At 56.7% G+C, this 15,303-nt stretch carries 18 protein-coding genes; 9 read left to right on the top strand and 9 right to left on the bottom strand.

What is annotated here, in order from left to right:
* Positions 1-146: 146 nt before the first annotated feature.
* A complete protein-coding gene (msrB, locus tag ACO0LO_RS04195) occupies positions 147-722 on the top strand; it encodes a peptide-methionine (R)-S-oxide reductase MsrB (RefSeq protein WP_422962945.1) in 576 nt (191 codons plus the stop codon).
* A gap of 106 nt (positions 723-828) precedes the next feature.
* Here msrB and msrA (ACO0LO_RS04200) read toward each other — a convergent pair whose 3' ends face one another.
* The 4 genes from msrA (ACO0LO_RS04200) to ACO0LO_RS04215 all read right to left on the bottom strand — a co-directional run bounded on the left by msrA (ACO0LO_RS04200) (position 829) and on the right by ACO0LO_RS04215 (position 3,811).
* On the bottom strand, positions 829-1,500 hold the full coding sequence (gene msrA / locus ACO0LO_RS04200) for a peptide-methionine (S)-S-oxide reductase MsrA (RefSeq protein ID WP_422962946.1): 672 nt from the start codon (positions 1,498-1,500) through the stop codon (positions 829-831).
* A gap of 112 nt (positions 1,501-1,612) precedes the next feature.
* The gene (gene msrA, locus ACO0LO_RS04205; RefSeq protein WP_422962947.1) at positions 1,613-2,377 is read right to left on the bottom strand and encodes a peptide-methionine (S)-S-oxide reductase MsrA; all 765 of its coding nucleotides are present in this window, start codon (positions 2,375-2,377) and stop codon (positions 1,613-1,615) included.
* Between the two features lie 187 nt (positions 2,378-2,564).
* Positions 2,565-3,029: a DUF4148 domain-containing protein gene (locus ACO0LO_RS04210; RefSeq protein WP_422962948.1), complete on the bottom strand. Its 465-nt coding sequence runs from the start codon at positions 3,027-3,029 to the stop codon at positions 2,565-2,567.
* A 182-nt stretch (positions 3,030-3,211) separates the two neighbouring features.
* Positions 3,212-3,811 carry a hypothetical protein gene (locus ACO0LO_RS04215; protein WP_422962949.1) on the bottom strand — a complete coding sequence of 200 codons (600 nt, stop codon included), beginning with the start codon at positions 3,809-3,811 and terminating at the stop codon, positions 3,212-3,214.
* A 185-nt stretch (positions 3,812-3,996) separates the two neighbouring features.
* On the opposite strand from ACO0LO_RS04215, the gene ACO0LO_RS04220 reads away from it, so the two are divergent.
* A complete protein-coding gene (locus ACO0LO_RS04220; RefSeq protein ID WP_422962950.1) occupies positions 3,997-5,517 on the top strand; it encodes a TolC family protein in 1,521 nt (506 codons plus the stop codon).
* Between the two features lie 18 nt (positions 5,518-5,535).
* Here the strand turns inward: ACO0LO_RS04220 and ACO0LO_RS04225 are convergent, their stop codons facing one another.
* Together ACO0LO_RS04225 and ACO0LO_RS04230 are read right to left on the bottom strand one after the other, a co-directional pair.
* Complete coding sequence (locus ACO0LO_RS04225) at positions 5,536-5,901, bottom strand: hypothetical protein (RefSeq protein ID WP_422962951.1); 366 nt, start codon at positions 5,899-5,901, stop codon at positions 5,536-5,538.
* Between the two features lie 146 nt (positions 5,902-6,047).
* Positions 6,048-6,248 carry a hypothetical protein gene (locus ACO0LO_RS04230; RefSeq protein ID WP_422962952.1) on the bottom strand — a complete coding sequence of 67 codons (201 nt, stop codon included), beginning with the start codon at positions 6,246-6,248 and terminating at the stop codon, positions 6,048-6,050.
* 156 nt (positions 6,249-6,404) lie between these two features.
* On the opposite strand from ACO0LO_RS04230, the gene ACO0LO_RS04235 reads away from it, so the two are divergent.
* The 6 genes from ACO0LO_RS04235 to ACO0LO_RS04260 all read left to right on the top strand — a co-directional run bounded on the left by ACO0LO_RS04235 (position 6,405) and on the right by ACO0LO_RS04260 (position 10,675).
* Positions 6,405-6,617 (top strand): DUF3820 family protein, encoded by a 213-nt coding sequence (locus ACO0LO_RS04235; protein ID WP_422962953.1) that lies wholly within the window; start codon positions 6,405-6,407, stop codon positions 6,615-6,617.
* A gap of 136 nt (positions 6,618-6,753) precedes the next feature.
* On the top strand, positions 6,754-6,993 hold the full coding sequence (locus tag ACO0LO_RS04240) for a hypothetical protein (RefSeq protein ID WP_422962954.1): 240 nt from the start codon (positions 6,754-6,756) through the stop codon (positions 6,991-6,993).
* Positions 6,994-7,152: 159 nt separating this feature from the next.
* Positions 7,153-7,611: a hypothetical protein gene (locus ACO0LO_RS04245; protein WP_422962955.1), complete on the top strand. Its 459-nt coding sequence runs from the start codon at positions 7,153-7,155 to the stop codon at positions 7,609-7,611.
* Positions 7,612-7,669: 58 nt separating this feature from the next.
* Complete coding sequence (locus tag ACO0LO_RS04250) at positions 7,670-7,972, top strand: hypothetical protein (protein WP_422962956.1); 303 nt, start codon at positions 7,670-7,672, stop codon at positions 7,970-7,972.
* Positions 7,973-8,029: 57 nt separating this feature from the next.
* Entirely contained in the window at positions 8,030-8,581 is a 552-nt protein-coding gene (locus tag ACO0LO_RS04255; RefSeq protein WP_422962957.1) for a DUF2867 domain-containing protein, read from the top strand.
* 138 nt (positions 8,582-8,719) lie between these two features.
* Complete coding sequence (locus ACO0LO_RS04260) at positions 8,720-10,675, top strand: SPFH domain-containing protein (RefSeq protein WP_422962958.1); 1,956 nt, start codon at positions 8,720-8,722, stop codon at positions 10,673-10,675.
* Positions 10,676-10,774: 99 nt separating this feature from the next.
* On the opposite strand, the gene ACO0LO_RS04265 is transcribed toward ACO0LO_RS04260, so the two are convergent.
* Both ACO0LO_RS04265 and ACO0LO_RS04270 read right to left on the bottom strand, forming a co-directional pair.
* Positions 10,775-12,670, bottom strand: a complete 1,896-nt coding sequence (locus tag ACO0LO_RS04265) for a S8 family serine peptidase (protein ID WP_422962959.1) — start codon at positions 12,668-12,670, stop codon at positions 10,775-10,777.
* Between the two features lie 52 nt (positions 12,671-12,722).
* Positions 12,723-13,436 (bottom strand): PEP-CTERM sorting domain-containing protein, encoded by a 714-nt coding sequence (locus ACO0LO_RS04270; RefSeq protein WP_422962960.1) that lies wholly within the window; start codon positions 13,434-13,436, stop codon positions 12,723-12,725.
* A 522-nt stretch (positions 13,437-13,958) separates the two neighbouring features.
* Here ACO0LO_RS04270 and ACO0LO_RS04275 point away from each other — a divergent pair.
* The gene (locus ACO0LO_RS04275) at positions 13,959-14,882 is read left to right on the top strand and encodes a fatty acid desaturase family protein (RefSeq protein ID WP_422962961.1); all 924 of its coding nucleotides are present in this window, start codon (positions 13,959-13,961) and stop codon (positions 14,880-14,882) included.
* 17 nt (positions 14,883-14,899) lie between these two features.
* On the opposite strand, the gene ACO0LO_RS04280 is transcribed toward ACO0LO_RS04275, so the two are convergent.
* On the bottom strand, positions 14,900-15,238 hold the full coding sequence (locus tag ACO0LO_RS04280) for a winged helix-turn-helix transcriptional regulator (RefSeq protein ID WP_422962962.1): 339 nt from the start codon (positions 15,236-15,238) through the stop codon (positions 14,900-14,902).
* Between the last annotated feature and the right edge of the window lie 65 nt (positions 15,239-15,303).

Below are 15,303 nucleotides of genomic sequence, written 5' to 3' on the forward strand. Positions count from 1 at the left end.
TTCCATTAAAAATCAAAAACTTGGATTCGGCTAAATAAAATAAACCGGAAAAGTGTAAAGCCTGCCGACGTTTTTGTGTGTGACGGGTGTAAGAATTTCGGGCCTCGCTCGACTGATCTTCAGCGATCTATATTCAGGAGATGCAAATGAAGAAACAACGTAGAGTCTTTCTCGGGTTTGCCGTGCTGGCAGCGGGAGCCGCTACTTTGCGCGGCGTGTTTTCCGGCGCATCGGCGGGCACGGTGCAAAATGCGGTGCCTGTGTATGAAATCAGCCATAGCGATGCCGAGTGGCGCAAGCTGCTGACGCCGAAGCAATACTCCGTGCTACGGCAAGCGGGCACGGAATATCCGTTTTCCAGCCCGCTGGACCATGAAAAAAGGAGCGGCGTATTTTCCTGCGCGGGCTGCGCCTTGCCGCTGTTTTCGTCGCAGACCAAGTTTGACAGCGGTACCGGCTGGCCCAGTTTCTGGAAGCCGCTGGACAATGCCGTGGTGAAGAGCAGGGACGTGACGCTCGGTATGGTGCGCGACGAAATCCTGTGCCACCGTTGCGGCGGCCACCTCGGCCACGTGTTTGAAGACGGCCCCAAGCCTACCGGCTTGCGTTATTGCATGAATGGCGTGGCGATGAATTTCGGCGCCGGCGCTGAGTTGCCGAAGCAGGGCAAGCTTGATGTTCCCCCTGTTCCCCTATATGGCAGCAACGGCAAGATGACCTGATGATGGCAGTCAAAACAAAGCCGGGATCATAAAAGATCCCGGCTTTGTTTTTTTCACGCTGTTACAGCGGTATCTCAAGCCTGCTTTACAGGTTGAGAGTGGCTCATCAGGCTTTTTGCAGGCCCACGCCGATAGGGCAGCTCACGCCTGTGCCGGCCAGGTTGCAATAGCCGTGAGGATTCTTGGCCAGGTACTGCTGATGCTCGTCTTCCGCATAATAGAACGCGGGTTCAGGACGGATTTCCGTCGTGATCTTGCCAAAGCCCTGCTGTGTCAAGCGTTTCTGGAACAGTTCACGGCTGGCCTCGGCTGCAGCAAGCTGCTCTGCATCGGCGGCATAAATCGCCGACCGGTACTGGCTGCCGGTGTCGTTACCCTGGCGCATGCCCTGGGTAGGATCATGATTTTCCCAGAAAGTTTGCAGCAGGCTGTCCACCGAGCATACTGCCGGGTCGAACACGATCAGCACCGCTTCCGTATGTCCGGTCTGGCCGCTGCATACTTCACGGTAGCTGGGGTTGGGGGTTACACCGCCGCTATAGCCGACTGCGGTCGTGACCACGCCGGGTATTGTCCAGAACAAGCGCTCCACTCCCCAGAAACAGCCCATGCCGAACTGTATATGCGACAGGCCGGTAAAATCGCCTTTCAGCGGCCGGCCGTGGACGAAGTGGGCATTATGGATAGGCATGGGTGTATCGCGGCCGGGCAATGCATCTTCCGGTTGCGGCAGGCGTTGTTTGAAAGCTCCTATTCCCGATAATATCTTGTCCAGCATAGTGCGCTCCTTGATGGCATATTGGATGTGAATTGAATATGGGGCAAATGCTGTCTATTTCAAGCAAATGCCCCTCGCAGAGGTCTGCAGATACTGCCACTGTTTCAGCTGCTTACCTTGCCTTGGCCATGCTGGCCGACTGCGACGCTACCAGCACCGGCGCTTCGCGGTAGACATCGGGATACAGCTTCTTCAGGTTGGCGATCTTGGGCAGATCGAACCGTGAGATATAGCCGGAATCCGGATTCATGGTCGCATAATCCTGATGGTATTTTTCCGCGGTATAAAACGCCGACAGCGGTGTCAATTGGGTCACGATTTTGGCGTTGTACAGGTGCGCGCTGTCCAGCTGGGCGATATAGCGTTCGGCGATCTGCTTCTGGGCGGTGTCCTTGTAGAAAATCGCGGAACGGTATTGCGTGCCGGAATCCGGGAATTGGCGGTTCAATTGCGTAGGGTCATGCGCGACCGAGAAATAGATCTGCAGCAGCTTGCCGTAGGAAATCTGTTGCGGGTCGTACGTGACCTGCACCGATTCCGCATGGCCCGTGGTGCCGGAGCTGACGCGCTCGTATTCCGCATTTTCCCTGGAGCCGCCGGCATAGCCGGACACCGCGTTCAGCACGCCCTTGGTATGCTGATACACGGCCTGTATACCCCAGAAGCAGCCGCCGGCAAATACGGCAGTTTCCTGCCGTGCCTGCGGCGCAGCGGGAATGCCCGCCAGCACAGAGGCGGCAGGAGGCGGAATGCTGACCGCGGTTTCCGCCGAGGCATTGCCCATCGTATATATCAGCGCGCCCGCGAGCAGTGCGGCGCCCAGCATGCCTATGCCGGTCTTGTTCAGCGGGTAAGTTTTTGTGGCGGTGGTTTTCATAGGTAGGACTCCATCGGTTTTCATTAGCGTACACCTTTATGCGAAAGCTGGCTGGCCAGGTATCCATTGGTCGGATTCGGTTCGCCATCCTTACAGGTAAATGCCTGAAAGGGCTTCCGAGGTTTTGCCTGCGGTAAGCCCTGTGTGGAAAGTGCCGTTGCTGTTGCCGCGGCATCGGCCGGTAGGCTTAACTATTGCCGTTTGTCGCGGTATGCGATGCAGCAGCAATATGCGTGGACATCTTTGGGTGTGTCACAGGATAGTCCCAGTCTGGTGCGAACAGCGTGCCGTCGGCGCGGGCCATGGTAATGCCGGCTTTCACTTCTGCGCGGGTCTTTTCAGCGCTGGCAACGACCGGCTGCGCACGAGGGTAGTCATAATCGTAGTCGGAAAACAGCGTGCCGTCTTTGCGTGCTTCCTGGATGCCTGCGACAACCTGCGCACGGGTCAGCGTGCTTGTGGCTGCGGGCAGGACGGGGTAGTCCGCGTCGGAAAAGTTCAACAGGCCCTGAGCCCGTGCATCGTTCAGCTCATTGATGACTTGCTGGCGGGTTTTGCCGACAGCAGCGCTATCACCCTGGACATCCTGGGCAAAAGTGACGGAACTTGCAGCAGCCATTGCCAGCAGGACAAATATTTTTTTCGCATTCATTTCAATTCTCCGATAAGTGTGTGGACTGGATTCACCATGGCCAGGCATTCGCTCAATGTGGAATCGCCTAACTTGAGTGCAAGTCTAGACACTGTGCCCCGACACGGGGATGACACGCTTATGACAGATTTGTCATAAGCGGAGGATTGAAATAAAAAATATGAATACCAGGCAAGCTGCTGCTAGCGTGCTTCCTGCCGGGCGCGGGTCACTTCTTCCGGCGTGCAATGCCGGGCCAGCGCGCGCGTGACCGCAATCTCGTCTTCCATCGAAGCCGCCGTGACGGTCGCGCCGAAAAATTCGTTGTCCGGGCTGAACGCATGGATGAGGCGCAGACGGCCCTCCTTGTCTTCCGGCAGTTGCAGCACTACCGTCAGATAGCGCGACGCGAGCGGATTGCTGACCCCTTGCACGGATGGGGCCGCTGTGTCGGCCGGCGACGGCGCCGCCTCCGTTGTGGGCTGCACGGCCTCCGGCATGGCAGCCTGTACGGCAGGATGCTGCCGCACGCGCAGTTCCGCCGCGATGTCTTCCAGCGTGACCAAGACGCTGGTATGCGGCTCCGGCCACTTCCTCAGGCCGCCGGTCAGCACCAGCGCAACGCCGCCGGTGACTTCATATTCGGCTGCGGATACTTTTTCATAATGGAAGGGTTCCCAGCCTGGCGTGCCATGCTTACGAATGGCAATGGTTTCCAGCGCCTGGGCAGCCGGGCTGCCGGCATCGACATTTCCCATCATGCCCACCGGCAGCATGTCATCGGGGTTGCTTGGATTGCTCATGGGGGTCGTTATAGTGGGCTGTCAGAGGGGCGTATTGTAGCCTTAACGTGCGGATCGGCGTGGTATCCGCGCTTATTCCCTGTTTTGGGTGCCTTTTCGGCCTGCTATACTTCTGCTCGCACCGCATTGCCGGAATGCCCGGAAGATGCCCTGCATATGTTGATAGAAAAACCATGCTTATAACCATGAAAAAAAATGCATCAGTTCGTACCGGCTCACGTCTGCCTGCATGGATGCCCTCGTGGATGCCGTCATATGCAGGCAAGGCCGGCAGGCATGCCCATGCGTGCGCATTCACCGCGCTGCTGGCGGCGGCTCCCGCCTGTTTTGGACTGGAACTGGACCAGTGGGATGTCTTCCGCACCGAAGGCGCTACCGACGGCGCGACTTCTTCGATGCTGGACCCGTCCACTGCAGCCTGCAATACTGAACAAAAAACAGCGCTGAGCCTGCTGGACGTCGTGGTCAGCTCGCTGTGCCACAATCCGCGCACCAAGGCCGCTTGGGCCACCGTGCAGCTGCAGGCAGCGCAGCTGGGGGTCGCCAAATCGGCCTATCTGCCGACGCTGACCGCCACCGGCATCGCCGTCAAGGACAAGTCCACCGGCAGCGGCTCCGGCGCCACGCCTTTTTATGTCGAATCCAATAGTGAATACCAGAACGACACGCTGACGCTGAACTGGATGCTGTACGATTTCGGCCTGCGCAGCGCCTCGGTGGAAGCCGCCAAGAAGACGCTGGCCTCTGCGCTGGCCAGCCAGAACACTGCATTGCAGGCGGTATTCTCAAATACCGTCAACGACTACTACAACGCCCTCGTTGCGCAAAAAAATGCGCAGTCCACCCGCGAGATCGAAGCCGATGCCAAACGGGTGCTCGATGCCGCCAAGTTTCGTGTAGGCGTGGGCGTGGTGCCCATCAGCGATCAGTTGCAGGCGCAAACCTCGTATTCGCAGGCAGTGTATAACCGCAACAAGGCAGAAGGCGCAAGGCAATCTGCATTGGGCATCCTGGCGATAGACATGGGCAAGCGGCCCAATGCGGTGCTGGATCTGGCCGAGCATGATGCCGCCGGCATGCGCGATACGCAGTTCGTGCAGTCCGTTGACAAGCTGCTGGAAGCCGCGCAGCAAAGCCATCCGTCGCTGATGGCGGCGCGCGCCGACCTGGCCGCCACGCAGGCAAACGTAACTGCAGTGCGTGCGGAAGGGCGTCCTTCCATCAGTCTTGTCGTGCGCGAGAACTACAATACGCAGCCGACCAGTTCCGGTTTCGGCCAGGAATATGTGGGTTCGGTCAACCGCGACAGGTATATAGGCCTGCAGCTGAACGTGCCAATCTTTGAGGGCTTTTCACGGACTTACAAGGTTCGCGCCGCGCAGGCCCAGGTGGAGTCCAAGCAGGCAAACCTGGCGGATACCGAGCAACAGGTAGCCGCCAATGTATGGACGCATTACCAGGAACTGAAGGTCAACACGGACAACCTGGAAACCACGCGCGATATTCTCGACAGCGCGCAATCGGCTTTCGAGGCCGCAGTAGGGCGCTACAAGGTAGGGGTGGCGGATATCGTCGAGCTGATCGCCACGCAGACCGCGCTGGCCAATGCACACCAGCAGCGTACGCTGGCGCTGGCGGGCTGGCAGAACTCACGGATACAGCTGGCCGCTGCGTTGGGCACGCTGGGTTTGTGGGCGGTAAGGTAAGCTGTCTGACCGGGACGATCAGTCTTCCCAAGGAGGGCCGCTAAATTCGGCCGCGACACTGGCGACGGCGTCATCGCTGAGCTTGGCCGTTGTACTGTCCTGCGCGATAGCGGACAGCAATATGTTGGAGGCAACCGAGGATTTGGCGGCCTGCGCTTCGCACTGGCGTTTTAATTCTTCGTCGGAAAAATGCGCCTTGGGGCCTAGCTGGATATTTTCACTGGCTGGCTTGCGTATCGAATTGTCGAAGCGCCGTTCGCGGCGTTCATCCACCGCCAGCGGCAAGTTTTTGGTCTTGCGGCCGCTGCGGCGATCCGTCAGATCCTTAAAGTCCGACGCAAACTGGCTCTTGTCCGGCCAAAAGGATTTAGCTGGCTCTTGCATGTGACCCCCTGTCTCCATCCAAACATCAACTTTTTGTCTGCCTCTATATTAACGCGGAGTCGACAATAGCAGAACAGGAGGGCAGCGTTGCTGTGTGTAGGATGTATCCGATGCACAGCGGCTATTCTTTCAGCAAGGCAATGCCATTAATCGCTAAGCGCTTCCTTCGCTGCCTCTTCCGGCGTCAGGCCGTCATAAAACAGGTCGGTAAACCATTCTACCTGCTCTTCTATATGTTCCTGTGCCTGCTCAATAGTGGCGCCGCCTTTCACCAGGAAACCTTCCACTTCAATGCACCACTTGATCAGTGCCATTGTTTCTTCGTCCAGTTCGTCTTTCTTTGCCATGATGTGTTCCTTGATATGCTTTAGCCGAAGGATAAAGGAAGCGAAGCCCAGTGACCACTATTATTACGTTTATCATCCACCATGCCTGCTGACGGTTGCCGCGTATGGTTATAATTAACCCAATAGCATCGCCCCACATTGCTGAATGAAGACGAGATGAATCCCGAACACCTGCAACAACTGGTCATCCGCACCATGCCCTATGGTAAATACAAAGACCGTATCATCGCCGACCTGCCCGGCCATTACCTGGGCTGGTTTGCGCGGGAAGGTTTCCCCAAAGGCGAGCTGGGTGCGTTGATCGCCCTGATGTACGAATTGGACCATAACAACCTACGTATGCTGCTGGACCCCTTGCGGAAACGCTAGCGTAGTTTTGGCACCTTATCCACGGCCAGTGGGACACTTCCCGGATTGCGCTGCGCTGCATCCAGGCTACCTGGCCTTGAAATTTTGAATGCAAGACATCATCAGTGATAGTTCCGCGACGAGCAGAAGGCAGACCATGCGATACCGAATAGAGTTCAGGCTGGACCATGCTCCGGATCCGATTGAGTTTGATGCAGATTTTCCCGGACAGCCATCCGAAGACGAGGTCCTGGCCGGGATCCTCCGTAAGCTGCAGCCGCATGTGCCTGCACCACAGGCAGGGGCGATAAAACATCGCGACAGGCTGATGGCCGATAGTGGCGTTGTCGCCGTCAGCCTGTTTGATGAAAAGGGTACTGCGCTGTTCACATTTTGATTCGTGCCTCCCTCAAGCCTGCGGATCTGCTGATCTGCACAGTGTCCAGAATGCGTTGGACTCAACCGGCAACACATCTTTTTTGACAACACCGGCGCCCGGTCGGTTAAGATAAGTGTATTGTTATTTATTTAACTGTACAAATGATAAAACTTGCCCATGCGTGAATTCACGGTTCAATCCGATCTGGCGATTGATGCAGCGGCATTCTGCGCAAATATGTCAATGCAGACCGTGAACTGGGAGCTAAGCCCCATCGTGCGCATGAGTGCGCCGGAGCCGTGGAGGGATTGCACCCTGGACCAATGGCAGGCCGGCCGGCTGCTCTTCAAAAGCTGGATATTCCTGTTCGGGTTTATTCCGGTAGATCTGCATGCTTTCCGCCTGGAGGCAATCTACGCGGGAGCCGGGTTCCAGGAAAACTCAAGCTCGTGGGCGAACAAGGAATGGCGCCACCGGCGCATGGTTGCCGCGCGCGGTGATGGCTGCACGGTGACCGACCATGTCGTGGTGGCAGGCCGCATTCCGTTTGTTGCCGCATTGCTGATGCCGGTCTATGAATTCGTTTTCCGCCACCGGCATCGCCGTCTGCGGAAAAAATATGGAAGTACCGGTTAGCTGTCATGTCATCGCCGCAAAAGACGCATAATTTTTTCAACCACAGCAAGGAGATAAAATGAAAATCCAGATCAAACGCCTGTCCCCACATCAGAACGGCAAGGTATTCGGTGTCATGATGGCGGCGACGTCGCTGATCTTCATCATTCCCATGATGCTCGTTTTTTCCTTTATACCCGGCACGAATCAGGGAGGATTCCCAGGCTCGGTATTCATGCTTATCCTCGCTCCCATCTTCTATCTTGTCGTCGGCTACATAACGACAGCGATAGGCTGTGCGATTTATAACTTCCTCTATCGCTTTGTGGGTGGCATTGAGTATGAAAATTCGGTTGAAGAAGCGCATGCCCATATCGGCTAAGGTGCCGATGCTGATTCATCAGCAGCACATGCGGCCTATGTCGCGGGAAGCAGCGTAGTGGAAAACGAAAAATATATGGTGAAGCCGGTGGCGCTGCCAGGGCTGCCAGGAGAGTCCCGGATTTCGCAGATCTATCCGAAGACCGATCTGGCGGATGCGTATGCCATCCGGTTACCGGAAAACGCCATCACGGATCCTGAATTACTGGCGCGCTTTTTATTGTCGCATCAGGCGCCGTGGATCAAAAAACTGATGCGCTTGCGCGACATGCTGGTGGCCGGGTTCGGCATCAAGACCTCGCGGCAATTGCAACAGGCAGGTGGGCCGGGGGACAGCAAGCGCATCTATATTTTCAAGATTTATGAAATTCACGGCAATGAGATACTGCTGGGCGAAGACGATAAGCATCTCAATTTCCGGTTGTCGGTACTGCGCAGGGGAAGGGAAGAAATGCCGGGTCAATCACCTATGCTGATTGTGTCTACCGTTGTGCATTGCCATAACCTGCTGGGCCGCAGCTATATTGTGCTGATTGCGCCGTTTCATCGGCTGGTCGTGCAATCGATGCTGCGCCGCGCGGCACATGCAGGCTGGCCGGTTACGGCATAAGAGTACAGCCATCGCTGCCGAAAGTTGATTGACGTTGGCGTAGATTATTCTCTCGGTAATTTGCCAAACCGATCACCGTAGTTTCCCTCATGGAACGGACTACACTGAAATCCTTATTATTCTTATAAGAAGGAAATCATGTTAGTCCCCTTGTCGAGTGGTTTAGTCATATCCCTCATCGCGTTTATCGCCGTCGCCATCTTCCTGCTGACGTCCAGGATGGTGCGTTATATTCCCAATGACCGTATCGGCGTCGTAGAAAAATTGTGGAGCGGTAGCGGCTCCGTGCAAAGTGGTTTATTGGCGCTGAATGGCGAAGCGGGTTTCCAGCCTGAGCTGCGCCGAGGCGGCTTCCATTTCTTTACTCCTTACCAGTACCGTGTGCACATCCATCCCATGGTGTCCGTCACCCAGGGCAAAATCGCCTATGTGTTTGCGCGTGACGGCATCGACCTGCCCGCCGGCCAGACGCTGGCAGACAACTCCAGGGTCAGCGATTTCCGCGATGTGCGTGCTTTTATTGAAGGCGCCGGCCAGAAGGGCCCGCAGCGCAAGATACTGCGCGAGGGCACGCATATCATCAATCCCGCGCTGTTTGTCGTCATGACAGATGAAGCCACCTATTCGCTGTCGCTGGATGCGCAAGAAAAGCTGTATTACGAAAAAATGCGCGGTGTGCTGGACGAGCGCAATGCGTTTACACCTGTGGTGATCAAGGAGGTGACCGGCAGCCATGATTCCGACCAGTTGGCCGTGGTGACCGTGCAGGATGGCCCCGGCCTGTTGAAAGACGAATTGCTGGCGCCGGACGTGGGCGATACGCATAACTCCTTCCAGGAGCCGGAGCGTTTCATCGCTGCCGGTGGCCGCCGCGGCCGCCAGGAGCGTGTACTGGTAGAGGGCACCTATTACATCAACCGCTTGTTTGCCACTGTGGAATTTATCCGCAAGACCATCATCCCGGTCGGTTATGTCGGCGTGGTCGTGTCCTACACGGGCCGCAAGGGTGATGATTTGTCCGGCAAGGAATACAGTCATGGCGAACTGGTCGAAGCCGGCTGCCGCGGTGTGTGGCGCGATCCGATGATGCCCGGTAAATACGCATTCAATACTTATGCCGGCAAGATAGAGCTGGTGCCGACGACTAACTTTGTGCTGATGTGGAAATCCGGCGAGAGCGGCTCCAATTTCGACAAGAACTTGCGCGAGATTACGCTGATCACCAAGGATGCATTCGAGCCCAATTTGCCTTTGTCGGTGGTGGTGCATATCGATTACCGCAAGGCTCCAATGGTTGTGCAGCGCTTCGGCAATGTGGGCCAGCTGGTGGAGCAGACACTGGACCCGATGGTGTCGTCTTATTTTAAAAACGTGTCGCAGACCAAGACTTTTATCGAGCTGATCCAGTCGCGCAGCGAACTGCAGAACAATGCGTCGCAAGACATGCGCGAACGCTTCCAGGCTTATTCGCTGGAGTTCCAGGAGGTGCTGATCGGCACACCGAAGCCGCAGGCCGGCGATACGAAGATAGAAAGCATCATGGCCCAGTTGCGGGATCGCCAGATCGCCCGCGAGCAGGTGGAAACCTTTGCGCAGAAACAGATCGCCGCCGATAAGGAGCGCGAGCTGAACGAGGCGGAGCAGCGCGCCGCCAAGCAGAAGGAGTTGACTGGTTCGCTGGTGGATATCTCCATCAAGGAAAACCAGGGTTCCGCCAGCGTCAAGGCCGCCGAGAAAAAGCGCCAGGAGATAGAAGCGCTGGCGCAGGCAGAGAAGTTCAAGCAGGAGATGGAAGGCGCCGGCCGCGCTTCCGCAATCAAGTCGGTCGGCGAAGCAGAAGCCGCCGCGATCAAGGCCAAGTCAGAAGCGATGGAGGGCGAGGGCGCGGACAAGCAGCTGATGCAAACCGTGATGTTGCGTCTGGCCGAATCCTTCGAAGCCTCCAGGACGCCGCTGGTGCCGCAGATACAGATGGGCGGCGGCAGCGAATCGAATGCCTTCACTACGCTGATGTCGCTGATGAGTTCATTGAAGGCAGGGGAGCTGGCGCAGTCATTGAAGACTGAGTCCGCTTCTGCCAGTACGGCCCGCTGATAAGCCGCGGCGGCTCTGCTGAAAAAACGCCGGCATCGTTAGATGCCGGCGTTTTAACAAATACAAGCTGAACAAATACAAGCTGGTCGGTGCAACTACTCAGGGTAATTTGTTGAGCGTAGTGACGGCATCAATCAGACCAAAACCATCAAATACGCTCCAGGCCTTGCTGGCGGTAGCGCCGTCGGCAGAGTAGGGGATGAGACGTGCCGGTGCAGCCGTCTGCAGCAAGCTCTTGACCTGTTTTGGCGTCAGCGAGTTAGGGCCACCCGCCTTTTGCAGCATCAGGGCGGCAACGCCAGCCGCATGCGGTGCCGCGGCGCTGGTGCCAAAGAAGTTGAAGCGGCCGTTGCCTTCGAAATCATCGCCGGGATAGAAGAAGGTGGTGTCGCCGCCGTCCGGTGCCGCCATGTCCGGTTTCTTGCGCAGCTCGGCGGTCGCCAGGCGATTGCCTGCGGCGTCGAAAGCGATGGTCACCGGTCCTGGGCTGCTGAACGGTTCATAGATAGGAATATAGGGAATCTGGGCTGCCGGATAAGTATAGCGATATGCTGCAACACTATTGGCGTTGGCGGAAGCACTGTGGCCGAAGGTTGTCGGGCTGCTTGGGTTCTGGAAAGGTGTTCCGCCAAATCCGTTAAGGTTCAGCAGGCGCACGCGAGTAGCTAGGTTGGTGCCGGCATTGGTGCGGCCGATCATGATGCGGTAGGTGCCGTTGGCGCCGCCGGACAGGCCAATGATCTCGGTGGCATCGTCCCCTGACAGGTTATTGCTGGCGAAAGTGAACACGCAGTTCCCGGCGGAATTGAACATATACCAGTTCAAGTCCGTGGTCACGGCGCCCGCATAAAAGGGATCGTCCCACTGCATCAGGAGGGTAGAGCCGGATCCAGTTCCAGTGTAGTTCACCGGCAAGGCATACACGCCGCCGCCAAAATCCAGCCAGCCGCCGGCAACGTTGGCCTTGGTCGATCCGCTGTCGGGTGAGCTGGTGCAGGTTGCGGCTGAGGCCAGATTGATGTTGCCCAGATTGGTGGGCGAGGTAGAAAAGCTTGCATTGCTTACGTCGATAGAGCCGCCGCCGCCGGCTGCTCCCTGGTTACCGGCAGAGGAAAAATATGAGACTTTTTTACCCGGCAAGGTGCTGCTGGTCGTCACGTCATTGACAGCCTGGGCCACTTGGCCATCCGAGAAGAAGGGCTCGTCGTAATAAAAAACGTCGTCCACAATGACGTCGGCATTGCAGGCGGGGTTGGTACGTAGCGCACGTATATTGGCTGCAAAAGCCGCTTCGCCTGCAAAGGCGGTAGCGAAGCATTGGTCCGCACTCGGTGCAACGTCCTGCACGATCTGCATCATGGCCCGGCCCTCATCCGTATTATCAGGGGAAGCGTCAATGTCGATGACAAGCTTTGGGGTTTTCAGGTCGCCGCTGACGATGTCATTGGCTGCGCGCGTGGTAGTGAAATTTGTCGAAGAGGCATCATAGGAATCAGACAGCACACCGACGGTGATGCCGATGCCAGTGAAGCCGCTGGCATTCGCCAGATCCGAACGAATGACCTTGGTGCCCTGCGACGTGACTGCGCCCACGTTACGCTGCGGCTTGAGCGACATTTTCATCAGGCGCAGGCCGGAAGTTGCCGCGAATGATTCAATCTGCACCAGGGGAATAAAGGCCGACACTGCGCCGTTGCGGAAATAAGGGTTGACGCCGGTAACGTTGGCGCCGGCGGCTTTCAGGTTGGTGACGACGGCGTCAATCGATGTCGTGCCGTCGAGATAGATGTCGACCAGGATCCGCCCCGCGCTATCCCTCATGCTGCTGTCGGTCACTTGCGGCCCGGTTACTGCCAGGCGCGTCACGCCGCGGGATTTAAGGGAGGCAACAAGGTCTGAGAGGCGGGCATCCAACTTTGCTTGCTGCGCTTGCGCCAGCCCGGTTGAGCAGGACAACAGGGCCATTAGCAGCGGTGCTATGTATTTTGTTTTCATGATTGATCCATATTGAAAATGGGGTGCAATGAATAAAGTAGCGGCGCTGCAATCAGCGCGCAACACCAGTTGCCAGGGTACGGCGGTTACGGCGTGAGATCAGCGCGGCAGCGCCGAGGCCAAGTAACATCAGGGAGCCGGGCTCCGGCACATCGGCCGCCGGCAAGCCGGCAAACGCACTTTGCATCACGATCTCGTAGGCATCGCCTTCACCGCTGATACTTTGCCAGCCGGACAAGGCCTGTGAGCCACCGGCGCCGTTGGGGCCGACCTGATCCAGGCCGAGCAGGCTGCCGAATATTGAGCCGCCGGCGCTGACAGGGGTGTAGCCGGCACCGGCGATGGCCAGGTAATAGTATCCGCTCGCAGCTACTGCAAAGTCGTGCAGCGTTGAGGTCGGACCGACGTTGGGGTCGTCGTCATTGGCAACCAGACCCTTGCCGCTGCTGTCGAACAGGAACAGCGAGGTATCGAAATTATTGAAATCAAGGCTGGAGGCTGTGGTTGTTGCACTAAAGGTGCTGCCGGCGTACAGATAGATGCGAAACATATCGGCGTAGTCGTTGCCTGCCGTGGTTAGCAAGGAGCCGCGTATGGTGTCAATTGACGCACTCCCGGCGGTCGTCTGCGCCGTCCCCAGCGTCTGGCCTGTATCGGCCCCTTCCGTAATGGCGGCAGCCTGCGTGGACGTCGCGGCCAGCACCAGTAATGTTGTGCCCGCCAGCGCGAGCAGGGATCGTTTGAGTCTGAGCTTTATGGTTTTCATTATTGACCTGAGAGGAAAGGGATAATCGAAAAAAACGATATGCATCCACCACCGTATTTCTCTACGGATATTTAAAATGATTAAAAAAGTGGGGGATGAAGATCGAATTTTTTCAAGCAATAACTAGTCCACGGTGCGCAGTATCCGGGCCAAAAAATTGCAAGCTGTTGATATGCATGAAAATTCTTTTTTGGCCGAAAAGCAGCCGGAGAAATGTTTCGCTAAATGTAAATTATTTCGACAGTTGTAACAAATGTGCGTGGGAAACAAAGTGGGGAGGAGCGACGAGTTTTATGTTTTGAAGCAATGTTGCGGCAGTAAAATATTCACCAATTTCCGAGTGTGGTTTTATTTTTTTTCAGGTTGCCGCTTCGATGGAATTTCCTGGATTTCTGGCGCTTGTCATGTAAAAGCGAATGTTGCATAGCGCAAAAATAATTGTCCGGAATGGGCTATGATCCTTACCGTAAGAATGCTGAAGTCTGGCAATCAATTCCCGTCTTTATCACAGGAGAAACCGGCATGGCTGTTGCCCCTCGCGTCAAGCCTGAGGATTTTTTTACCGCGGAAGAATGGGCGATGCTTACCGGGCGTTCGTCATGGAAGGGGCTGCTGCTGGTCGCCCACTGCTGGCTGGTGATAGGCGCTGCGATGGCGGCCGGCGCGATCTGGCCGGTGTTGATACCGCTGATGGTGCTCATTATCGGCACACGGCAATTGGGGCTGTTCATCCTGATGCACGATGCCGCGCACGCCGGCCTGCACTGCAACCGCAAGCTCAATGATTGGGTCGCGATCTGGTTCTGTTCATCGAGCCTGGGCGCTTACCGGCCCTATCATCTGCAGCACCACCGCTACGTGCAGCAATCCGAAGACCCCGATCTGGTGCTGTCGGCGCCGTTCCCTATTACGCGCGCATCTCTGGTCCGCAAGATAGTGCGCGATCTGACTGGGCAGACTTTTATCAAGCAGCGCTTCGGCCATGTTGCGCAACGCATCAACAATCGCAAGGCGGGCGAATCTGTATTCGTGCTGCTTGTTGAGGAAGCCGGCAAGGACCGCCGCTTCCTGATCGAAAACGGCATCGGCCTGCTGGCATTCAGCGTTGCCGGATATTGGTGGGTGTGGGTGACAATGTGGCTGCTGCCGATGATGACCTGGCTGCCGCTGGTTTCCCGTATCCGCAATATCGCCGAACATGCCCTGGTCGCACAAAACGAAGCCGACCCGTTGCGCCAGGCGCGCACGACCCATGCCGGCCTGGTGGAGCGCATGCTGGTGGCGCCGTACTGGGTCAATTACCACTGCGAACATCACATGTTCACCAATGTGCCTTGCTGGAATTTGCCGAAGGCGCACAAGCTGCTCCAGCGTCAGGGTATAACGGAGAGGATGGAGATACAGCCCGGTTATGCGAACCTGTTGAAGCAGGCCGCACAAGCTTGAGCAGTTTGTTCCCGGTTTTACGCTACATCTTTTTTTGCCGAGACCTGTTCCACGTGGCGCCTGTTCGCATTGCCCCATTCGCAAAGCGGTATCAGCGCTTGTGCGAGGGTGTGCCCAAACTCGGTCATCTCATAGTCTACTCTAGGCGGCACCTCCTGGTAGTCGTGCCGGACCAGGACGCCATCTTCGGCCAGCTCGCGCAGATGCTGTATCAGCACTTTTTCACTGATGCCGGCGACCAGCCGCTTCAATTCCCCGAAGCGGCGCGGCCCGCCATTGAGATAGAACAGCACCAGCGGCTTCCACTTGCCGCCAATGACGGACAGCGCCACATCCAATCCACAAATATTTTCCATAGCAAAACCTTATACTTACCTTTTGGTAGGTACTAGTATATATGTAAGCTTGAATCCATAATAGC

Source organism: Undibacterium sp. TJN25 (assembly GCF_049339885.1).
Classification (GTDB): Bacteria; Pseudomonadota; Gammaproteobacteria; order Burkholderiales; family Burkholderiaceae_D; genus Undibacterium.